This is a genomic window from Polyangium mundeleinium (assembly GCF_028369105.1).
GTDB lineage: Bacteria > Myxococcota_A > Polyangia > Polyangiales > Polyangiaceae > Polyangium > Polyangium mundeleinium.
Map to the genome: position 1 here is coordinate 735,142 of NZ_JAQNDO010000001.1, position 21,487 is coordinate 756,628.

Consider the following 21,487-nt stretch of genomic DNA (forward strand, 5'->3'; position numbering starts at 1 on the left):
CGGCCCCATGTCGCGAAGGCTCTCCGGCATGGGAGACGTCGATCCCCTCGCCGTACCCCTCCCGCATGGGACGGAGGTGACGACCCGCGTGGATCGGACGCTTGGCGAGCGTCTGGTCCCGCAAGGCGCGCTCGGACGTGTGGTCGGATCCGGCCGGGGGGTTTGGGGGCACAGCTCGGTCGAGCCGAGCGGAGCCCCCAACGTCGAACGGGAGTTCTTCGATGTCCTCGTCGTCGGCGTGGGGACGGTGCGGTATTCACGCGAGGAGCTCGTGCCGCGCAAGGTTGGCCAGGTGCGGTATGCGCGGCGGCGCGAGGACGCGTGGTCGGCGCTGCTGCCTTGTGTGGTGGTCGACGCGGTCGTCGGTTCGAGGACGTGGGGTTTGTCGGACGAGACCTCGGACGAGGATCGGCGCGGCGTGTTCGTCTTGCCGTTCCCGTTCACGACCGGGCTCGTCGAGCCGCCCCAGGACCTCGTGTCCGAGGACGGGAGCCGCACGTATTGGGAGATGGGAAAGGCGATCCGGCAGGCGCTGCGGGCCGATCCGAACACGCTGGAGATGCTGTTCGCGGCCGCGTCGCAGCCGGCGAGCGAGAAGGATCCGATGGGCCGCTGGCTCGTCGAGGCGCGTGACGCGTTCGTCTCGGTGGAGATCCACGCGAGCTTCGGGCGGTACGCGCTCTCGCAGCTCTCGCGTTTGTCGCACGATACGCGCCTCGCCGAGCATCGCGCGATCGTGCTCGGCTGGCTGCGCGAGGATCCGACGCTCGGGCTCGACGAGGCGGCGGCGCGGCTCGCGAAGGAGACGCACATCGTGGCCCCGACGCCCGAGGACGCGCTTCTGCGCGCGCGCGAGTACCTGAAGCAGCTTTACCGATCGATGGCCGATCAGGGCTTGCTCGAAGGGCGCGAGTGGACGGCGCTCGCCGCGTACGCGCGCGCGGGCGAGAGCGCGCTCCTGCCTTCGCCGCGCGAGCTCCGGCCGAAGAATGCCTACAACCTGGTGCGCCTCATCGATCTGTCGATCCGATGGCTCCGGACGGGCGAGCCGGAGCTTTGCGTGCGCGACGAGCTCAGGCCCGTGCTGCTCGACATCAAGAAGGGGCGCGTACCGCTCGCGGATGTGATCACGCTGGCGGAGTCGCTCACGCCGGAGCTCGAAGCGGCGCGGCGGGAGAGCAAGCTGCCGCGGCGCGCGGACGTGCGGCGGGCCGAGGCCGCGCTGCGAAGGATCCGCGAAGAGGCTGCGCGGAGGTTTTTCGAGGGCAGGGAAGGGCCCTTCGGCAAGGACGCGGCGCCCGCACCGGAGGCGCGCTGGGACGAATGAGGGATCAATGACGAACGAGAAGGGCCGAGAGGCGATCGAGCTCGTGATGCAATTCGACGTCCTGCCCGACGGGCAAGCCAAGGTGGCCCGCGGCGTCCTGGAGGAAGAGGGCAAGGCCCGCGAGCACATCGTCGTCCTGCTGAGCGGCGCGCACGCGTATGGGTTCGCCTCGCCCGACAGTGATCTCGATTTGAAGGCGGTGCACGTGGTGCCGACGTCGCTGCTCGTGGGCCTCGACATGGCGCCGGGCGCGCGGGACCGCATGGAGGTGATCGAGGGGGTGGAGATCGATTACACCTCGAACGAGGTCGGCCCCGTGCTCGCCGGGGTCCTCGGGGGAAATGGCAATTACGTGGAGCGGCTCCTCGGCGCGCCCGCGCTCGTGGCGAGCCCGCTGCTCGAAGGGCTGCGCCCGCTCGTGCGCGCGGCGCTGTCGCGGCGCGTGTACCGGCATTACGCGGGGTTTGCCCAGAATCAGCGCAAGGCGGCCGAGGAGGAGGGCGGCACGACGGCGAAGCGCGTGCTCTACGTGCTGCGCACGGCGCTCACGGGGACGCACCTGCTCCGCGCAGGCGAGGTGGTGACGGACGTGGCCCGGCTGTTCCCCGAATACGGCTTCGAGGAGGCGAGCGAGCTCGTGACCATGAAGCGCGCGGGCGAGAAGACGAAGCTCTCGACGCGGGAGGTGAAGCGATTCCGCGCGTGCCTCGATCGGGCGATGCGCCTGCTCGAAGGGGCGCGCGAACCCTCGGTCCTGCCGGAGAAGCCGTCGGACGAGGCGTTCCGCGCGCTCTCGGGGTGGCTCATCGCGCTTCGCAAACAGCGGTTTTGAGGCGTCTCAGCCGCGGCCCTTTCCCATCCGCACGAGCCGCCCCGGCCGCGCCCCCGTGAGCCGCCCGTTCTCCACGATGACCTCGCCGGCCACGAGCGTCGCCACGTAGCCCTCCACCTGCTGCATGAGGCGCTGCCCCCCGGCCGGCAGGTCGCGCTGCATGAAGGGGGACCCGAGGCGCAGGTTGTCGAAATCGACGATGTTGATGTCCGCCCGTTGCCCCGGCTTCAAGGTGCCGCGGTCGTCGAGGCCGAGGAACCGCGCGGTGTCGTGCGCCTGCATTTTGACGAGGCGCTCCACGGGGATCTTGCCCTCGGCCCGATCACGGCCCCAGTGCGTGAGCAAGAACGTCGGGAAGCTCGCGTCGCAAATGGTACCCACGTGCGCGCCGCCGTCGCCGAGGCCCGGCAGCGAGAGCGGGTGCAGGAGCATGCGGCGCACGACGTCGAGGTTCATTTCGGTGTAATTGTAGAGCGGGAAATACAGGAGCGCGCGGCCGTCCTGTTCGAGCATCGCGTCGTAGATGACCGAGAGGAGCGGCAAACCGCCGCGCGTCGCGTCGCCCGCCAGGCTCGTGAGCCCGGACGGCTCGTAGTTCGGCGCTTCGCCGAGCCGGAAGAGGCGCATCGCCACGAGGAGCGGGTTTGCCAGGAAAAAGTCCGCGAGCGGCGGCAAGGGGCTGCCGTCGCCGGCGACCTTTCCGCTTTTCTCCGAGAGGAGCCGGGCGCGGAAGCTGGGATCCCGCATCTGCGCGACACGCGCGTCGAGCGGCAAGGAGGCGATTTCCCGGTAGCTCGGGAATCCCATGAACGGGTGGAACGTGGCCGTGAGGCCGAGCAAGACGCCAATGGGCCGCGCCGCGACCTGGCAACGAATGTCCATGCCGGCGAGCGCGGCGCGCTCGGCGCGCTCGAAAATGCGCTCCCATTGCCGCGGGGCGTGGTCGCGTTGCATGGTGGAGACGCTGAGCGGCCGGCCGGAGACCTCGGCCATCCGTTCGAGCAGGTCGAATTCGGCCGGGAAATACTCCTCGCCGCGGAACATGTCGAAATCGCTGACGGCCTGGACGACGCCGTGCGGGAGGCCGGCGAAGGCGCGCGCGATTCCCGCGAGCTCGTCGCCCCGGGCTTCGGAGCCGGGCGTGGGTTTGCCCTGCGCGCTCCTGTGGTTGTCGGTGCGGCCCGTGGAGAAGCCAGCCGCGCCGGCGAGCAGCGCCTCCCGGAGGAGCGCGCGCATGGATTCGACGTCGGATTCGGTCGCGCTCTCCTCGGCGACGGCGCGCTCGCCCATCACGTACACGCGCAGGGCGTCGTGCGGGACCTGGCAGACGAAATCGATCGCGCGGCGCCTCTTTTCGAGGACGTTCATGTACTCCGGAAAACTCTCCCAGCCCCACGTGAGGCCCTCGGCCAGCGCGCTGCCCGGGATGTCCTCGACGCCCTCCATGAGCTCGATGAGCTTTTCGTGGTCGCTCGGCCGCACGGGCGCGAATCCGACGCCGCAATTGCCCATGACGCAGGTCGTGACGCCGTGGAGCGACGAGGGCGCGAGCTCCTCGTCCCACGAGATCTGCCCGTCGTAGTGCGTGTGGATGTCCAGAAACCCCGGGATCACCAGGGCGCCCTGGGCCGAGATCGTGCGCGCGGCGCTCTCGGGGCAGTCGCCGACGTCGACGATCTTGCCGTCCTTGATGCCGATATCGCCGGAATGACGCGGCGCGCCCGTGCCGTCGACGAGGGTGCCGCCCACGATCTTGACGTCGTACATGGCGCCGATCATCGGCCGAAGCCCGAGGCCCTGGCAAGGGCATTCGGACCCCCCGGGCCCGGGGACGCGTCTCGGACGGAGGAGGCCTTCGGGGGAGCGAGGTTCGGGCCTCGCTCCCCGGCGCCCCGGGATTCACCGGCCGCGGATGCGGTCGACGAACTCGGTCCGGATTTGCGGGTTGTGGCTGCCGCGCGGGACGCGTTCGGGCACGACGATCGCGTAATCGGGGTGATCCCATTGCGACCGGTCGGTCCAGGCGCTCGACGTCACGCCGAATCGATTGCCCTGCCACTTGCCCTTGAGGTCGTAGGTGTACTCGCGAGAGTCCTCGAGCATGCCCACGAAATTGCGATCGTCGACGTGCGGGCTCACGAGGAAGAGCCAGGTGCGGACGTGTGCCACGTTCTTGTTGCTTGCATCTCTCTCGACCCGCGTGATGGTCTTCCACGCCGGCTCGTTCCACACCTCGGGGCCCGCGTCCTCGTCGATGATGAAGGCCCGCTTCCGGCCGATGAGCTCGGTCTCGATGACACGGTGCAGCTCGTGGGGCAGGACGTCCTCGTAGACGTCGTCCCATTCACCATTGAATCGGCTGCCCACGAGCGTGAGCGGCGGGACCTTTTCGTACGTCTTCAGAAGGAGCGCCTTCAGGTCCCCGACCGTGAACGTCACCTCGCCTTGCGTCAAAGAGCGCGTCGGCTCGGGCTCGAGGATTGACGCCAGGGCCCACGCGTCGCAGAGGCCCGACCATGAGGCCGCGCGCGGCTGGTAGAGCTCCTTGCGCTCGTAGGCCGCGGCCGACGTGCGCGTATTGCCCGCTTTCTCCACCCAGATGTCGTATTTCTCGAGCGTCGAAGCCTCGCCGTTTTTCCCCTGGAACAGGGTGTCCTCCCAAAGGGGGTACCACCAGGACGACCAGGGCTTTCTGGTTGCTTCCGCCTTGCGTTCTCCCTCCTCGACCCAGTAGAGCGGCTGCCCCGTCGCCGAGTTTCCGCCGCCAGTGCCGCCGGTGCCGCCTGCTCCTCCCCCACCGCCGCCGGTGCCGCCGTCACCTCCATGTCCGCCGGTGTTGTCCGGGCAATCCTCCGCCTGCTCGCAATCGGGGCCGGTGGCCGTGGTGCCGCCGATGCCGCAACCGGCGCCTACGAGGCCGATCACGAGGAGGGTGGAGGTCGTCACGATACGAATCGCCATGAGCCGTCTCCTTGGATGTTTGTCCCGGAATGCTCAGGGGATTTTTGCAAAAGGCCAGGCGGCCGAGCCACGCGGCCCGGCCGCCCGACGAGCGCGCTTCTTTCACCTCAGCGCGACTTGCTCAGCGCGACTTGCGGCCCACGAGGCCCGGGAGCGCCGGGAGCTGCCCGCCGATGGCCGGACGCACGCCGATGGCCGGGTTGACCTGCACGCCGCCCGGAAGTCCCTTGCCGGCATTCTGGGCCGGAGCGGCCGGCGCCGGGGCCTTCGGAGGCTCATTCACGAGCGCGGGCGCCGCGCACATGTCGTACACGCGACCCGTCGGGGTGCGCGTGGCGAGCTGCTGGTTGCTCTTGATCGCGGCGTCGAGCCGGCCCTGGCAGAACTCGTTCATGTTGCCCTGGAAGCTCTGAATCTCCTGGCACGAGAGCGAGAAGCTCTGCGTGTGGGTGACCTGGACCTCCTTGAAACGCGGGCACATCGTCTGCGACACGCCGATCGACGCCGCTTGATCCTGCCGGATGACGTAATACTTGTCCGAGCTCAGAGACGCCGTGATCCGGCGCGAGTTGTCCATTTCCACGGAGTCGCTCTGCTCGGCCTCCCAGACGAGCCGGTTATCCTCGCAGGTCAGCCGAATGGCATTCGGCTGGCGCTGGCTTTGGAATGCCGACGGGTTCTGACAGGCCGACTGGAGTTGCTGCCACGAGAGCTGCTTGAGCCCCGCGCTCTGACCAGCCCCCGTCTCCGCGAAAGCCGTGGCCCCGAGAGCGAAGGTCGAGACGAGAGCGGCGGCTGCGATGTGCTTGAGCATGGGTTCCTCCTCCACTTCGTTCCGCGTTTCGAGACCGGGCGAGCGCGCCTCGGCCGGCTTCGTTCACGCTGCCAGACACCAATGCAAAGCCCCTGCCGTCCTCAGTTCCGCGCACATTTCCGCGTGAATCGTGGGGTCGACGCTTTGGAGGCTCCGCGGCGTCCGATCAGGACGGATACAGGGAGCGAGCGTAATTCCGCACATGACCGGCACGGACCCTCACGCCCGACCGATACGGAGGGGCCCGGCTTCCGTCCGTGCAGGGACGCATCACCCGACCCTGCACACCACGGCCAACTCGTCAGTAGCGAAAACCCGAGGAACCAGAGGAGGCCATTCGGGGTGCGCGCTGAACGTCGAGGCTCCGAGGACAGGCCGGAGAACTTGCACTCGGCGTGGCGCGGCGAAAAGCCGGCGTCCATTCCGACCATCTTGCCGTTCGTTCGTGATCGGGTGCAAGATGGTCGCTCGGGCGGGGCAGGCGAGAGAGAGGGGAGTCCATGTTTTCGATGGATGGCATTCCATTCGCGCCGGGGACCTCGCCGTTCCGCTGCAAAGGCGTGCTCTACGTGGACACGCTCGATTTCATCGACGAGAACGTGCGAGGCGGGCGCGCCGCAGTCCTCGAGCGGGTGACGAATGCCGCGCTGCGTGAATTCCTCGGTCGCGCGTTCGTGGTCGGCGGCTGGTACGATATCTTTCCGCTGCTCGCGGTGCACAGGTCGGCGTCCTTGACGACGGCGCAGCCCTTCCTGGAGACGATTCGAAATGTCGCCCGGGCGCGGGTCCCGCGGCAGTTCACGGGGCTCTACAGGTTCCTGCTCAAGATGGCCTCGCCCGAAATGACCATGCGGAACCTGCCTCGCATCAGCGGCACCTATTACGATTTCGTGCGCGTGGACGTGGCGGAGGTCCGGCCGAAGACGTTCGCGGCGAGCGCCTCCGGCGTCCCGGCGATCGCGGCCTCCGCATACATGGCGGCGACGGAGTTCGGGGTGGTGCACGCGCTCGAGCTCGCGGGCGCGCGGCGGGTGCGGCATCGATGGCTTTCCCAGGTGCCGGAGGGGCGCGCGCACGGGCTCGACGTTGTGCGCGTGCGGCGCGAGGTGAGCTGGGAGTAGCGCAGAACGTCGACAAAAACCCGAAGGTGCGCTAGTCGGTCGGCCGTGGACCTTCTACGCGAGTTCTTCACGCGCCTGCGCAACCTCGAGCAGCTCCTCGCCTGGGGCGGCTACCCGGTGCTCATGGCCATCATCTTCGCCGAGACCGGGCTGCTCGTGGGTTTTTTCCTCCCGGGCGACTCCCTTCTCGTGACGGCGGGCGTGCTCGTCAACGCGAATCTGATCAACCCGTTCCAGCTCCCCACCTTCACGAACCTCCTGCTCATGAACGCCGTGCTCTGCGTCATGGCGATCGTGGGGGATACGGTGGGCTACTCGATCGGGTACAAAGCGGGCCCGAAGCTCTTCAACCGGGAGCAAAGCCTGTTTTTCCGGCGCGACTACCTCGTGGCCACGCAGAAGTTCTACGAGAAGCACGGCGGCAAGACGATCGTGCTCGCCCGCTTCATGCCGTTCGCCCGCACGTTCGCCCCCGTCGTCGCCGGCATCGGCAAGATGAGTTATCGCCGCTTCGTCATGTTCAACGTCTGCGGCGGCATCGGCTGGGTCGTGTCGATGACGTTCCTCGGCTACTTCCTCGGCAAGGTGCTCGGCGCGAAGGAAATCGAGAAAGTCGTTTACCTGATCATCGTGATTTCGGTGCTCCCGCCGATCGTTGGCGCGATCCGGACGCACTTCGCCTCGAAGAAGGCGGCGGGCGCGGAGAAGGCGTAGTCGTCGTCATTCAGGTCGGCAGCGGCTCGGGGACGACACGCATGTGGATGCTACCCCGGGGCCGGAGCGTGATTCCCGGCTCGGGCTCGATGGTCTGTCCGGGGACGAGGTCGAGGCGGACGCGGCGCAGGATCGTGGCGAGCACGAGCGTCCCCTCGACCATGGCGAAGCTCGAGCCGATGCACTGGCGCGCGCCGCCACCGAACGGAAAATAAGCAAAACGAGGCATCCGCGCGAGCGCGCCGCCGGCGAAACGATCGGGATCGAAGCCCTCGGGGTTCTCCCAGTACGCCGGGTGGCGGTGCGTGACGTACGGGGCGAGGAAGACGAGCGAATCCTTGGGGATCAAATACCCCCCGACGACGTCGTCCTCGGCCGCGCGGCGGGTGATCATCCAGGCCGGCGGATAAAGGCGCATCGATTCCTGAAACACACGGCCGACGAGGTCGAGGGCGCCGAGATCCGCGAAATCCGGGAGGCGGCCGCCCAGGGCCGTGAGGACCTCGGCGCGGGCGCGGCGCCGGACGTCGGGATGCGTGGAGAGCAGGTAAAATGTCCAGGCGAGCGCGTTCGCCGTGGTCTCGTGGCCCGCGGCGAACATGGTCATGACCTCGTCCCGGAGCTGGCGATCGGTCATTCCTTCGCCCGTCTCGGGGTCACGCGCGGCCATGAGCATGGAGACGAGGTCCGTCCCGCCCTCGGGCGCCTTGCGGCGGTGCTCGATGATGCGGAGGACCTCGCGGTCGAGGACGGCGACCGCCTCCTGAAACCGCCGGTTGTTCGGCGTGGGCACGCTGCGGGGGATCTTGAGGATCCGCGTGACGCCCTTGCGCGTGTCCGCGAGGATGAGGTCGAGCGCGTGCGCGGTCGCGGCGGCGTCGATGGGGACGTCGGTCCCGAGCAAGGTCTCCGTGACGATTCGCAGGGCGAGGCGCATCATCTCGCTGGCGACGTCGACGGGCGCATCGGGGCGTGGCCTTCGCATCCAGCCATCGACGAGCTCGTCGGCGGCGCGGACCATGACGCCGGCGAAGGCCGCGATGCGTTGCTTGTGAAAGGCCGGCTGGGCAATCCGGCGTTGCCGGCGCCAGAGGGCGCCTTCGCTCGTGAGCAAGCCGTCGCCGAGGAGCGCGCGGACCTCGCGGACGCCGGGGGTTTGCTTGGTAAAACGATCGGCGGCGTCGATGAAGACGTGCTTGATGTGGTCGGGGTGGCGGAGGAGGTGGCCGGTGCGCCTTTCGCCGGGGCCGAATTGAAAACGGACGACGTCGCCGTAGGTATCGGCGGCGTCGAGGAAGATGCGGATGCGGTCGCGGCGAAGATCGGGGAGGTTGCCGAGGAGCGGCGCGCCCCGAGGTCCCGGCGCGAGGGGGGCGGCGTGCGAGCGCGGGGCGGCGGCGTGGGTCACGCGAGGAACATAGCAGCGAGGCCGCGTCGCGGGGAGATCCGGTGTAAGATGCCGGTATGCGAGCGCAATCGATCCTGATTTCGGTGATGTTTGCAGCCGGCCTGTCGCCGACCGTTTCGGGCTGCAACGACGAGGGCGAGGGCACCACGGGGAGCGGGGCGTCCGGCGCGGGAACGGGTGCGTCCGGGGGCGCGGGCGGGATCGGGGGCGGGAGCGGCGGCGGCGGTGGAATCGGGGGCGGGAGCGGCGGAGGCGGGGGCGGAGGCGGAATCGGGGGCGGGAGCGGCAGCGGCGGCGGGAGCGTGAGCAGCAGCGGCAGCGGCAGCGGCAGCGGCGGCGGCGGCGGCGCGGGGGGTGGCCATGGGGTCGGCGCGCCGTGCAGCGGGGGCGTCGACGGGTGTGATCCGGGTCTTTATTGCAATGCGCCGGGGTGCGGGGAGGGGGTTTGCGCGCCGAAGCCGCCGCCGGGGTTGCAATCGCAGACGCCGGCCCTCGTGTGCGGCTGCGACGGCGTGACGTACTGGAATGCGGAGATCGCCGAGGTGTTCGGGTCGAGCGTGAAATCGGCGGGCGCCTGCCCCTCCGCGGACGCCATGGCCTGTGATCCGCAAGCGCCTTGCCCGGCCGGGCGTCAATGCAATCGCAGGGTGGAGACGGCGAACGCCTGTTCGCCCATGGCCACGGGCGTTTGCTGGGGCATGCCCATTTCGTGTTCGACGGCGGGGGCGAAGGCGAAGGGGTGCGCCGGCGGGACGTGCTTCGATCAGTGCAGCCTGATCCAGAGCCAGAATCCCTGGTACGACGACGGCGCTTGTCCCTGAGGCGGGAGAACGGGGGGCGGAACGCGGGCGCGGGTTACTGCGTCGTGATCGCCTTGAGGTCGAGCATCTCCTCGACGCTCGGCACCACGATGACGTCGCAGCGGCGGTTCTTCTGCCGGCCCTCGTCGGTGTCGTTCGTGGCGATCGGGTCCGTGTCGCCGAAGCCGGCGGCGCTCCACTTCGCGGTCGGCATGTTGCCGCCCTTCTCGCTCACGAGGTACAGCAGCACCTCACGCGCGCGCATGAGCGAGAGGCCCCAGTTGTCGCGGAAGACGCCGCCCGCGAGGGGCTTGTTGTCCGTGTGCCCCGCGACCTGGTAGTCGCGGCCGAGCAGCGAGGCGTCGTTCTTGATGATGCCCGCCACCTTCGTGAGGATCTCCTGACCCTCTTTCTTCAGGCTCTCGCGGCCCGAGTCGAAGAGCACGTCGCCCGGGAGCGAGATGACCATGCGGTTCTTGCGGATGTTCACCGCGAGGCCGAGCTTCGTGAGCTCGTCGAGCTTCTTGCGCAGCATCTCGAACCGCGCCTTGATCTGCTCGAGCTGCTTGGCGCGCGCCTTGTACTCGGCGAGCGCCTTCTCGCGCTCCTCCAAGGTCGAGCTCAGCGCCGAGACCTTCGTCGCCGACGCCTGCAGGCTCTCGTTCAGCTTGCTGATGTCGACGCCGGCGTCCGAGAGCTTCTTCGTCAGGTCAGCGACCTTCGCCTGCTCCCCCGCGAGCTCCTCCGCGAGCCTCTTCTGCGCGGCCGCCGCGGCCTGGTCGTTCGCGTTCTTGTCGGCCAGGAGCTTGTTGTACTTGTCGAGCTGCGCCTGCCACTCTTCCTCGGAATAACCGCAGCCGCTCACAGCGAGCGCCGCGGCGAGCGTGGAGGCAGCAAGAATGCGCACGTTCATGACGATCTCCCCGGTGCATCCCAGGAGAGAATACGTCCCTGGGACGAGCTTTTTTGCACCGTAGCGAGGTCGTCCCTCCCGCGAAAGTCCATTCCGCCCGGAGTCCCAGGCGGATGCCGGACCCTGGACGTTCCATGTAGGGATTCTTTCTTCGAAGGGCCGGGGAGCCCCCTGCCCGACGGTTCCGGTTTGCACCCGAGTCGTGATCTTGCCCGCATACTGCACGCGCGAAGGACAAACCAGCGGCGTCGCGACGGACAAACCAGGCTCCAGAACGACAAACCGGGCGGACCCCAGATCCCCCGCGAGATCACGCCGATCGAGGGCGTGTACATCGTTTTCCTGACGAAGACGGGAAGTTCCTCGAACACACGGCCCCGACAGCCCGATGGCCGTTTCTTCCCGATGCGCCAGATCGTTCGTGTTCGTCGGGACCACGTTCGTCCCGGCCCGGTCGCGCCGCCGCGCAGGCCGAACGAGGGCGCGGTGGCGACGCCGCGCGCGAGGATGGCCGCGTCGCCGCGTCGAAAAAGACCCATCCGCCGGAGGAGATCCGATGCGATCCGTCCGTCCGAGTTTCATCGCTTCCGTGATCGTTTGCGCCTCGCTCGGGGCCGAGAGCGCCCACGCCGCTCCGCTGCCCTCGCCCGCGGACACGCTCGCCGCCGTGCTGCGACAAACGGCCGCCGTGATCGAAGGCGACGTCGAGGACGTGAGCTTCCATTTCGATGAGGTCGAAGGGCCGCGGACGGTCGCGACCCTGACGAACCTGTCCGTCCACCTGGGCTCGCTCGGCCCATCGGCGCCGAGCTCCGTCGAGATCCGATCCTTCGGCGGGTACCTGCCCGACGGTCGCGAGATCGCGGCGACACACGTGCCCGAGCTCGCCGCGGGCAAGCGGTACTTCCTGCTCCTGCGCAACACCGAGTGGACGCTGTCGCCGATCGCGTTCGGGCACGTCTTCCGCCTCGACACCCTGGGGAAGAAGCGCGCGCTCGTGGACGCCTACGGGCGGCTCGTCGCGGGCGTGGGCGCGACCGAGATCCTGGCCGGGCCACTGCTATGGGTGCTGCCGAGCGGCGCGGCGGAGGGCGCGGCGCCGCCGCGGCTCGCCACGTGGATCACGGAGGCCGACGTGGAGCGCGCGCTCGACGCCGAGGAGCTCGCCGAGGCGCTGCGCGTCTTCGCCCACGCGACGGGCGTGTGGCCCCACGGGTCGTTCTCGCCCGCGCCGATGTCGGCCGGTCCGTGGCGGCGCGTGACGACGTGGCGCGCGCCCACGCCCACGGAGAGCCCCGCGAGCACCGAGGGCTTGCTCGCGTGCTTCGACCCGCCCGTGGGCCTCGCGGACACGTCGACGAAGGAGCTCGCCGTGTGCGAGGCCGGAGGTGCGCCGTGATGCGCGTGCATCTCTTGATCGTCGCCACGTACGTGCTCCTCGCGTGCCTGACGCTCACGCGTAACGCCGAGGCGTTTCGTTTCCTCACGTGCAACGGCAAGAACGTCCGCTGGAAGTCGCCGTTCGGGCTCGTGCAGAACCTTTGCAGCATCCCCTCGGGATCGAGCCAGGCGAAGGCCTACGCCGCGGCGATCGGGCAGTGGCGCGGCGTCGGCGGCATGCAGGACGCCGTCTACCACTACGGATCCTGGTCCACGAACCACTGCTGGGTCGACCTCGACGACGGCTGGAACGACGTGGCGCTCGTCGAGGCGTCGAGCATCGACGGCTCGCTCGGGACGACGGTGGTCGTGCGGAGCTGCGATCGGATCGACGAGGTGAACGTGCTGCTCGCGAACCTGTCGACGCAGAGCTTCGACAACCCCGACGAGGCGTTCGCCTCGGGCGCATGCCCGTACAGCCCGACGCGGACGGGCCGATCCACGTTCCTCCACGAGCTTGGTCACGCGCACGGGCTCTCGATCTCGGCCCCGGGCGGAGAGGACAACCACACGCTCGACTTCACGGTCATGCGGCCCTCGCCGCCCGTACCGCTCGGCGGCGGGCCGAGCGCGATGTTCGCGCAGCCCATGCCCGACGACGCGGCCGGCGGGCGCTTCTTGTACCCGTCGACGACCGGCGAGACGAACCTGATGGCCTCCGCGCAGCGCCTGACGAGCGGCAACATCCGCAGCACAGCGCCGTGGACGACGATCCAGCGCTGCCGCGGCGAGACGTTCTCGTTTCACTTCACCACGGCCAACACGGGGACGAAGAGCGTGGCATCGGACCAGCGCTTCTTCCTCGCGACGAGCCCGACCGCGCACGCGTGGGCGGGGATCACGCTTGGGACGTGGTTCGGCGCGACGGTCAACGCGGAGAAGCAGGTCCATCCGAGCGTGACGACCACGGTGCCATGCGGCACGCCGAAGGGTTTGTACTGGCTCTACCACCAGGTCGACGCGGGCAACGCCGTCGTCGAGAGCTCGGAGAGCGACAACGTCATCCACAACCCGCTCACCATCCAGGTGCTCGACTGCGGGTGCTGAAGCCAGAGGATACGTCGATGAAGGACGACAAAAACCTTTTCTTACTGCGCGTATGCGCCGCGTCCGCCGCCGCCATGAGCACCACGGCCTGCTCGGTGGGTGATGTGAGTGATCTGTTCGCCTTCCGGACGACGTCCGTGGACGATGACCTCACGATCCGGACGGCCGACGGGCGCATCTTCCGCGGGGATCCGGCGAGCATCGAGATCCGGGCGCCGCTGCCGAACGGCCCCCCGGCGACGGCGTCGGTGACGCTCTCGACGGCCGATCGCCGGGGCTACGGGCTCAGCATCGCGTTCGACGTCAGCACGGAGACGCTGCTCGAACGGAGCTTCTCGGTGGCGCTGTCCGAGGGGTACGGCGGAGGGACGCTCGCGCATCTGTCGCAGAGCGGCGCGAGCATCATCGGTCCAGGCACGCTCTTTCTGCGCACGTCGTACGGCAAGCTCAACGGGCAGTTCGAGACGTCGGACGAGGCGTTCCCGGTGGGGACGATCGACGGGCGTTACGAGGTGGTTTGTCTGGTCCTCCCCGAGATGCTCGGCGCGTCGCCGAACGGGGAGGCCTCGCAGGGGACGTGGATCCTCGTGGAGGACGAGGCCAAGACGAGCAAGTTCTGTCAGATGTTTGCGGGGCTCTAGAGGCGACGCCCTCACCAACCCCAGAGGGGACAAAAGGCGTCGCCGAGGGGGTCGCCTCGTGTCGACCGCTGCCGGTCCTCGTGAACCGAGGGGGTCGCCTCGTGTCGACCGCCGCCGGTCATCCTGCACCGAAGGGGTCGCCTCGCGTCGACCGCCGCCGGTCCTCGTGGACCGAGGGGGTCGCCTCGCGTCGACCGCTGCCGGTCCTCGTGAACCGAGGGGGTCGCCTCGCGTCGACCGCCGCCGGTCATCGTGGACCGAGGGGGTCGCCTCGCGTCGACCCTTGCCGGTCATCGTGGACCGAGGGGGTCGCCTCGTGTCGACCCCCGCTCGCGCGAGGGGCGCGTGGGCGTGAGCTCGCTCTGGAAGTGCATGCGCCGGAGCGAGCCGTCCACCATGACCGCGAGCCGCTCCATCACGACGCGCTCGCTCGCCCCGCGCGTGGCGAAGACGTACGCGAAGCACCGCTTGGCCCAGCCGCCGAACGCGAGCACGTAGCCGTCCGTGGGCCCGCCGTTCGTGGCGCGTGGGCCGAGGAGGACCTCGGCGAGGGTGTCGTGATCCGGGGGCACGGCGAGGCGTGAGGCCGAGACGAGGCGGGCTCCGTCGCGCGAAGGCAGGTCACGCCAGGTGCGCGCGCGCGCCTCGCATCGCGCGCGGTTGCCGACCTCGTCCTCGCGCCACGTGCGCACGAGCAGGACCGAGCTCGTCGCGTCGTGCCGCGCCACGAGCCACCGCTCGGCACGATCGTCGACGCGGAAGGACGCGCCGTCGGGCAGCGGCAACGCGAGGTCGAAACGCGCAGAGGTGAACGTCGTGAAGGACGAGGCCGCGGCGAGGGCGTCGGGTGGTGGGCTGGGGGCCGCCGCGCTCCCCGTGGAGGGGAGCGGGCGTGGTGGGTTTGTCGGGGGGGACGAGGGCGCGCCGCCGCATCCGCAGATGAGCGCGAGGGCGAGCGCGAGGGGCGCGCGCACGGTCAGACGCGCGTGAGCCACTCGGGGTGCGAGTTGTCCTCGCCCCGCACGATGCCGAAGAAGCGCTGCTGGAGCCTGCGCGTGATCGCGCCGACCTGGCCCTCGCCGATCGCGCGATCGTCGACCTCGCGGATCGGCGTGACCTCGGCGGCCGTGCCCGTGAAGAATGCCTCGTCGGCGAGGTAGAGCTGATCACGCGTGATCATCTCCTCCGCCGCGGGGATGCCCTCCTCGCGGGCGAGCGTGAGGATCGTGTCGCGCGTGATGCCCTCGAGGATCGAGGCCGAGAGCGGCGGCGTGATGAGCCGGCCGCGGCGCACGACGAAGATGTTCTCGCCCGAGCCTTCGCTGACGTAGCCGTTCGTATCGAGCAGGATCGCCTCGTTGTAGCCGGCGATGCGCGCCTCGCGCTTGGCGAGCGAGCTGTTCGTGTACTGCCCCATCATCTTCGCCTTGGGCAAACCCACGTTGATGTGGTGCCGGGCGAACGCGCTGATCTTCGCGCGGATGCCGGCCTCGGTCGCTCCCTTGCCGAGGTACGCGCCCCAGTGCCACGCGACGATCGTGGTGCGCACGGGGTTGTCGTGCGCGTACACGCCCATCGGCCCCTCGCCCAGGTACACGAGCGGGCGGATGTAGCCCTCCTGCATGTCGTTCTGGCGCAGGGTCTCCACCGTCGCGTCGGCCACCTGCTGCCGCGTGAACCGCGGCTGGATCGCGAGCAGCCTGCACGTGTCGAAGAGGCGATCGATGTGCTCCTTCAACCGGAACACGTAGGTGCCGCCGTCGGCCCTGCGATAGGCGCGGATCCCTTCGAAGGCACCGAGCCCGTAGTGCAAGGAGTGCGTCAGGATGTGCACCTTGGCGTCGTCCCAGTCGACGAACTCGCCTTCCATCCAGATCTTCTTCAGCTTGTCGACCATCACGCGCTCCTTCGGAGAATCGTCGTTCTGAGCTTCCTTCGTTGCCCTAACCCCCGCGTCCGACGTCCGCAGCGAGGGGGAGTGCGAGAGAGGAAGTAGCCCGATCCCGTCATCGTGCCAAGAGCGCCAGTACGACTCCCGTGCCGCCCTCCTCCTCGGGCGCCGACGCGAACGCGGCCACATGGTGGGCGGCCGGACCCTGGCTCAACCACGCTGCGATTTCGCCGCGCAGCACGCCGATTCCTCGCGGCGAGTGGTTCCCCCGACCGTGGATCAGAGCCACGACACGCTCTCCGTCCGCGCGACGCTTGCGCACGAACTTCTCCACCTCACGACGCGCCTCGCCAGCGTTCATGCCATGCAAATCGAGCCGACCATCGACGGTATACGCACCGCGTCGAAGGCGGCGCACCTCGCGCGGATCCACGTCGATCCGGCGCCCTTCGATGCGCTCGCCGTCGTCGGTGACTTCGAAGCGGACGCCCTCGGCGACGAGGGAGTGCAGCCTGTGACGCGCGTCGGCATCGAGGTCCTTCACCTCGCGCGGAGCCTTGGATTTCGGCTCGATCGGCGTGGACGAGCGAGGGACGCGCGCCTTGCGATCCTCGAGCGTGCGCACGCCCGCCATGTACATCGCGAAGGTCTCGGCGTCGCTCGGCTGCACCTGCGGCTCCGCCGGCTCGTCCGTCGACTGTACAGGTACACGTTGCGACGGCTGCTTCTTCGTCCCGCCTTCCGATTTGTTTGAGGACGCAGATTTTTCGGGCTTCTCGGCCTTGTCGACCTTCGTGCCCTTCTCTGGTTTTCCCTTGCGTCCCTTCGACGCGAGCTTCGCGAACGGGCGGAAGAACGGGCTATCGGCCGCCTGCTTGCTCGGCTTTTTCTGCGTCTTCTTGGTGCTCGTTCGCCCGGCTCGCGCCTTGGTCGCCATGAGAGAGAACTTCACCCGAGAGCGCCCGTAGCGCAAACCGCACGGACTGAATTCCCGTCAGTTGGCCATCCTCGAAGTGCCAGTCGGGGTCGTCGAGGTCGGGGAAATCATGAGGATTGCGGATGTCTTCCGGCGTGAGCCCCGGCAAGAGGCGCCGTGCCAGGGAGAGGACCTTCTGCCGCTGGTTTTCCTCCATCGCCTCGACGACGGAGAGGATGCGCTCGAAGAGCTGCCTTGTGTCCGGAGCACCCGTCATGGCCGGGAGCGTAGCCGGCGCGCAGCGTTCACGCTGCCGGATGATCCGAGGGCGCGACCAACACCGCGATCATCTGCGCGCGGCGCTGCGCCTCCTCGGCCGGGTAGAACATGTGCAGCGAGTCGCGGAGGGCCGGCAGAGCACGCTTCAAGCCCTCGACGCCGAGCACGCCCGCGTCGACGCCGGCGCGCGCACAAGCCTTCGTGAGCACGCTGCGCGCGAGCATGGGCGCGAGCCCCATCGCCGCGACGACGCGCGGGAACAGGGGGCCCTCCGAGACCGGGCCGTTCGGGCGCGAGGCGGGCGATCGCTCGACGCTCGACGCGCGCGCGGGGGGTGTCGTGGTCTGCGCGGCGCGACGGTTGCGCAGGAGGTTGCGGATCTTCGCGCGCACCGCGTCGAGGTCCACGCTCTTGTGGACGAACTCGGAAGCGCCCGCGTCCGTGGCGCGCCGCGCGACGGTCGGATCCTCGCTCGCCGTGAGCATGACCGTCGGCGTGGACTCGCGGCCGGGCATGCGCCGAAGCCTGCGCAACGTCTCGATGCCGTCGACGTCGGGCATCACGAGGTCGAGCACCACGCAGTCGACCGACTGCACCGCGAGCAGCTCGAGCGCCTCGACGCCGGAGCGCGCGAGCACGACGTCGTGGCCGTCTTCGCGCAGCTTGCAGGCGAGCTCCGTGAGGAACGTGGGGCTGTCGTCGACGGCGAGGATGCGGCGCGCGGCGGCGACGGGTCCGGTCTCCTCGCCGCTCGTCCGTGCGCAAAGCGCGCGCGCGCGGCGGACGAGGTAGGTGATGTCGTAGGGTTTGCCCACGTACTCGTCGGCGCCCGTGGTCAACCCCTTCACGCGGTCGCGCACCTCGGCCTCGGTCGAGAGGAGGATGACCGGAAGTCGAGCGAGCTCTGCGCTCGCGCGGATCGCGCCGAGCAGCTCGATGCCGCTCCCGTCGGGCAGGATCACGTCGAGCACGGCGAGCGAGAAGGTGCGCTCGCGGAGGGCCTTCTCGGCTTCGCGCTTGGACTCGCAGGCAGTGACTGTGAAGCCCGCGGCCGAGAGGGCGCCGCGGAGATCCATCCGGACGGTGAGGCTGTCGTCGACCACGAGGACATGTGGTTTCATCAATCCCCCATTTCCCCCAAACTACCCTTTTACACGTTTCCACCTCGAACCGGGCGACCGAGTGCGAGCAGCGTGCGCCCGAAGTCGCCGACCGGGAGGATCCGGCTGGCAGCACCGAGCCGGATGGCCTCCCGTGGCATGCCGAAGACGACCGACGTGGACTCGTCCTGGACGAGCGTCGTCGATCCGGCGCGCTTCATTGCCAGAAGGCCGAGCGCGCCGTCCTTGCCCATCCCTGTGAGCAGGCAGCCGATCGCCGTCCGACCGACCTCTGCGGCGACCGACTCGAACAGGACGTCGACCGAGGGCTTGCACGAGTGCCGCTCGCGGCCGTCGTCGAGCCAGAGCCTACCTGCGCGCACGATGAGGTGACGCTCGGGCGGCGCCATCAAGATGCGCCCTGCGCCCGGCGGAGGCAGCGGCTCGCCGTGTCTCGCCTCCATGACGGGGAGCGGCACCATGCCGTCGAGCCACTCGGCGAACGCTCGACCAAACGGCTGGCCGATGTGGATCACGAGCAACACCGAGAGGGGGAACGTCTCGGGCAACTCACGCAGGATCTGCACGAGCGCGCCCGGCCCGCCGGTGGAGGCGCCGATCGCGATGAGCGAGGGCGACATGCCCGTCTCGGCGAGCGACATCGGTGAGGGCGCGGCGGGGACACGCGCGGGCAAACGCTCGGGGAGCCGCTCGGGGAGCCGCTCGGGCAGCGGCGCGCGCAAACGGCTCGGCGGCGGAGCCGGCGGCAAGCCCGGGTTCGACTTCAGCTTGGCCCGCGGATGCGTGATCACCCGGATCTTCGCGGCGAGCTTCACCGTCTCGACGAAGCGCCGTGACCAGTCCTCGTCGGGCTCGTCGCCCGTCGGCTTCTCGATCACCTCGAGCGCGCCGGCCCGGAGCGCGTCGTAGGTCTTGATCACGTCGCCGCGGTTGAACGAGGCCGACACGATCACGATCGGCGTCGGGTAAAACGCCATGATGTGCTCGGTGACCTCGACGCCGGTGCCGTTCTTCAGGATCAGATCCAGCGTGACCACGTCGGGACGGAGCGACTCGCAGAGCGCGATGCCCCGCGCGCCGTCTTCGGCCTCGCCGACCACCTCGCAGCCAGGATCGGCCCTGAGCGCCTGGACGAGCCGGCGTCGCACCGTGAGTGAGTCTTCGATGACGAGCACGCGTGTCTTGGTCATGAGGCCGCTCCCAGAAGCTCCGCGACCTTCCCGACGAAGTGCTTCTGGTCGAACTCCCCCTTCACGATGTACGCCGAGGCTCCCGCAGCGGTTCCCTTCTCGCGATCCTTCGAGGTGGCGAGCGAAGTGACGATGATGACGGGTACGTCGCGGAGCGCCGGATCCGCGCGCGTCGTCGCCGTGAACTCGAAGCCGTCCATGCCTGGCATCTCGACATCCACGATGAAGAGGCCGTACCTGCGCGCCTTCGCCTTGCGCAGGCCCTCCTCGGCCGACGCGCTGAGCTCCACCTCGTAGCCGGCCGACTCGAGGATGCTCTGCTCCAGCATGCGTGTCGTGAGCGAGTCGTCGATGACCAGGATCGGCAGCCGCTTCGGCGCCGCGCGTGTGGTCGCCGGCGCCGTCCCCACCTTGCGCGCGCCCGTTCGCGAGAGCGCAGGGGGATCGAGCACGAGCATCGGATCGCCTTGCGCGTCGAACGCCGCGCCCGCCACGGCGGCCGGTGATCCCGCGCCCGGCGGCAGCGGCCGCAGCACGACGTCCATCGTGCCGAGCAGCCGATCCACGCCGAGCGCGACCCACGCCTCGCCCGACTGCACGATCACCGCCGAGCACGCCTGCGGCAGATCGTGCCCCTCGCCCTCGGGCGCGAGCACCTCGCCGAGCGGCGTGAACGGGACGGCCCGATCGCCGAACAGGATCCGCTCGCCATCGGGCCCTTGCAGCCGCTCCGCCGTGGTCACGCGCCGCGTGCCGCGCACGGCGTCGAGCGGCACGAGCGCCGTCGATCCGCCGAACATCACCGACAGCACCGGGATCGACGAGAGCGACACCGGTACCTCGATCTCGATCGTCGTGCCCTCGCCGAGCTTGCTCGAGAGCTGCACCGATCCGCGCAGCCGGCTGGCCACCTCGCGCACGACGTCGAGCCCCACGCCGCGCCCCGAGATCTCCGTCACCTCCGCGGCCGTCGTGAGCCCCGCGCGGAACACGAGGGCGAGCGCGGCCTCCTCGTCGAGCTCCTCGCTACCCGAGGCGAGGCCACGACGCTCGGCCGCTTGCCGCACGGCCGCGACGTCGATCCCGCGCCCGTCGTCGCTGCAGCGGAACGCGACCCGCCGGCCGCGCCGCTCGATGTCGAGGTGGATGCGGCCCGCCTCCGGCTTGCCCCAGGCGATCCGCTCCTCGATCGCCTCGATGCCGTGATCCACCGCGTTGCGGATCACGTGCAGGAGCGCATCACGCACCGCCGAGAGCACGTGCCCTTCGAGGCGCACGTCGCCGCCGCGCGCCGAAAAGCTCACGCTCTTGCCAAGCGCATCGGCCGTGTCGCGCGCCAAAAGCTCCAGCGTGCCCAGGATCGCGCCCACCGGCAGGAGCCGCAACGTCGCCGCGCGCGACTGCACCTCGCCGAGCTCGCGCTCGATCCGCCCGAGCCCCGCGCCGATGTCCCGCTCGGCGTGGACCAGGCTCTGCGTGATCTCGGCGATCGTCGCCCCGAGCCGCGTGCCTCGTCCGCGCTCGCCGACGGTTTGTCCGAGCTCGAGCTCCTCCCGCAAGAGACTCGCGAGCCGCAGCGCGTGCTGCAGCGCGACGAGGCCACCGTTCAGCGGGCCGATCTGGATGGATGCCTCGGACAACCCTTCGAGCAGCGCGTCCATGTCGGCGATGTCGACGCGCACGGTCTCCAGCCGATCGTCGATCGGCGCGGCCGGGGGCGTGCTCTCGCCCTTGCCCTCGCCCGTGGAGGCGGGCGCGGGCCTCGCCCCGAGCTTCGTGGTCTCCTCGCGGATCCGTTCGAGGATGCGCAGGAGGTCGCTCACGTAATCGCTCGTGATCGTGTCCTCGCCGTCGCGGAACGGGGCGAGCGCGTCCTCGATGGTATGCGCCATCTCGCCGATGCGCGTCTGCCGGACCACCCGCGCCGCGCCTTTCAGCGTGTGCGCGAGCCGCAGGCTGCGGGCGAGGATCGACGTATCGGTCGGGTTTTTCTCCAGCGCGAGCAGGTCCCGCGTGAGCCCTTCGACGATTTCGTTCGCCTCGGCCCGGAAATAGTCCTCGAGCTCGTTCAT

20 protein-coding genes are annotated in these 21,487 nt (G+C 69.4%); 8 read left to right on the forward strand and 12 right to left on the reverse strand.

Features of this window, described 5'->3' with window-relative positions; all coding sequences use genetic code 11:
• Positions 1-7 precede the first annotated feature (7 nt).
• Entirely contained in the window at positions 8-1,327 is a 1,320-nt protein-coding gene (locus POL67_RS02990) for a DNA polymerase beta superfamily protein (protein WP_271915377.1), read from the forward strand.
• Between the two features lie 7 nt (positions 1,328-1,334).
• Positions 1,335-2,159, forward strand: coding sequence for a nucleotidyltransferase domain-containing protein (locus tag POL67_RS02995; RefSeq protein ID WP_276075346.1), 825 nt, complete (start codon positions 1,335-1,337; stop codon positions 2,157-2,159).
• Positions 2,160-2,165: 6 nt separating this feature from the next.
• On the opposite strand, the gene POL67_RS03000 is transcribed toward POL67_RS02995, so the two are convergent.
• The 3 genes from POL67_RS03000 to POL67_RS03010 form a co-directional block, all read right to left on the reverse strand.
• A complete protein-coding gene (locus tag POL67_RS03000; RefSeq protein ID WP_271915380.1) occupies positions 2,166-3,926 on the reverse strand; it encodes an N-acyl-D-amino-acid deacylase family protein in 1,761 nt (586 codons plus the stop codon).
• Between the two features lie 132 nt (positions 3,927-4,058).
• Entirely contained in the window at positions 4,059-5,120 is a 1,062-nt protein-coding gene (locus POL67_RS03005; protein ID WP_271915383.1) for a hypothetical protein, read from the reverse strand.
• A 121-nt stretch (positions 5,121-5,241) separates the two neighbouring features.
• A complete protein-coding gene (locus tag POL67_RS03010; protein ID WP_271915386.1) occupies positions 5,242-5,934 on the reverse strand; it encodes a hypothetical protein in 693 nt (230 codons plus the stop codon).
• Between the two features lie 500 nt (positions 5,935-6,434).
• On the opposite strand from POL67_RS03010, the gene POL67_RS03015 reads away from it, so the two are divergent.
• Together POL67_RS03015 and POL67_RS03020 are read left to right on the forward strand one after the other, a co-directional pair.
• Positions 6,435-7,055 carry a hypothetical protein gene (locus tag POL67_RS03015; protein ID WP_271915389.1) on the forward strand — a complete coding sequence of 207 codons (621 nt, stop codon included), beginning with the start codon at positions 6,435-6,437 and terminating at the stop codon, positions 7,053-7,055.
• 45 nt (positions 7,056-7,100) lie between these two features.
• Positions 7,101-7,769, forward strand: coding sequence for a VTT domain-containing protein (locus POL67_RS03020; protein ID WP_271915391.1), 669 nt, complete (start codon positions 7,101-7,103; stop codon positions 7,767-7,769).
• 10 nt (positions 7,770-7,779) lie between these two features.
• Here the strand turns inward: POL67_RS03020 and POL67_RS03025 are convergent, their stop codons facing one another.
• A complete protein-coding gene (locus POL67_RS03025; RefSeq protein ID WP_271915394.1) occupies positions 7,780-9,177 on the reverse strand; it encodes a cytochrome P450 in 1,398 nt (465 codons plus the stop codon).
• Between the two features lie 56 nt (positions 9,178-9,233).
• Between POL67_RS03025 and POL67_RS03030 the strand changes: the two genes are divergently transcribed.
• A complete protein-coding gene (locus POL67_RS03030) occupies positions 9,234-9,998 on the forward strand; it encodes a hypothetical protein (RefSeq protein ID WP_271915396.1) in 765 nt (254 codons plus the stop codon).
• 34 nt (positions 9,999-10,032) lie between these two features.
• On the opposite strand, the gene POL67_RS03035 is transcribed toward POL67_RS03030, so the two are convergent.
• Positions 10,033-10,890, reverse strand: a complete 858-nt coding sequence (locus POL67_RS03035; RefSeq protein WP_271915399.1) for an OmpA family protein — start codon at positions 10,888-10,890, stop codon at positions 10,033-10,035.
• A 556-nt stretch (positions 10,891-11,446) separates the two neighbouring features.
• On the opposite strand from POL67_RS03035, the gene POL67_RS03040 reads away from it, so the two are divergent.
• Genes POL67_RS03040 through POL67_RS03050 form a run of 3 tightly spaced genes read left to right on the forward strand, consistent with a single transcriptional unit; the run spans position 11,447 to position 14,018 of the window.
• Complete coding sequence (locus tag POL67_RS03040; protein WP_271915402.1) at positions 11,447-12,289, forward strand: hypothetical protein; 843 nt, start codon at positions 11,447-11,449, stop codon at positions 12,287-12,289.
• Entirely contained in the window at positions 12,286-13,377 is a 1,092-nt protein-coding gene (locus POL67_RS03045; RefSeq protein ID WP_271915405.1) for a zinc metalloprotease, read from the forward strand. Before POL67_RS03040 ends, POL67_RS03045 begins: the two co-directional genes overlap by 4 nt.
• A 17-nt stretch (positions 13,378-13,394) precedes the next feature.
• The gene (locus tag POL67_RS03050) at positions 13,395-14,018 is read left to right on the forward strand and encodes a hypothetical protein (RefSeq protein WP_271915408.1); all 624 of its coding nucleotides are present in this window, start codon (positions 13,395-13,397) and stop codon (positions 14,016-14,018) included.
• Between the two features lie 290 nt (positions 14,019-14,308).
• On the opposite strand, the gene POL67_RS03055 is transcribed toward POL67_RS03050, so the two are convergent.
• From POL67_RS03055 to POL67_RS03085, 7 genes are all read right to left on the reverse strand, one after another.
• A complete protein-coding gene (locus POL67_RS03055) occupies positions 14,309-15,013 on the reverse strand; it encodes a hypothetical protein (protein ID WP_271915438.1) in 705 nt (234 codons plus the stop codon).
• Positions 14,995-15,915, reverse strand: coding sequence for a branched-chain amino acid transaminase (locus tag POL67_RS03060; RefSeq protein WP_271915440.1), 921 nt, complete (start codon positions 15,913-15,915; stop codon positions 14,995-14,997). The genes POL67_RS03055 and POL67_RS03060 overlap by 19 nt, the downstream gene beginning before the upstream one ends.
• 109 nt (positions 15,916-16,024) lie before the next feature.
• Positions 16,025-16,846: a Smr/MutS family protein gene (locus POL67_RS03065; protein WP_271915442.1), complete on the reverse strand. Its 822-nt coding sequence runs from the start codon at positions 16,844-16,846 to the stop codon at positions 16,025-16,027.
• Complete coding sequence (locus POL67_RS03070; protein ID WP_271915443.1) at positions 16,770-17,102, reverse strand: hypothetical protein; 333 nt, start codon at positions 17,100-17,102, stop codon at positions 16,770-16,772. The genes POL67_RS03065 and POL67_RS03070 overlap by 77 nt, the downstream gene beginning before the upstream one ends.
• Before the next feature lie 28 nt (positions 17,103-17,130).
• Positions 17,131-18,225, reverse strand: a complete 1,095-nt coding sequence (locus POL67_RS03075) for a response regulator (RefSeq protein ID WP_271915445.1) — start codon at positions 18,223-18,225, stop codon at positions 17,131-17,133.
• A gap of 29 nt (positions 18,226-18,254) precedes the next feature.
• A complete protein-coding gene (cheB, locus tag POL67_RS03080) occupies positions 18,255-19,415 on the reverse strand; it encodes a chemotaxis-specific protein-glutamate methyltransferase CheB (protein WP_271915447.1) in 1,161 nt (386 codons plus the stop codon).
• Positions 19,412-21,487 carry a hybrid sensor histidine kinase/response regulator gene (locus POL67_RS03085; RefSeq protein WP_271915449.1) on the reverse strand — a complete coding sequence of 692 codons (2,076 nt, stop codon included), beginning with the start codon at positions 21,485-21,487 and terminating at the stop codon, positions 19,412-19,414. The genes cheB and POL67_RS03085 overlap by 4 nt, the downstream gene beginning before the upstream one ends.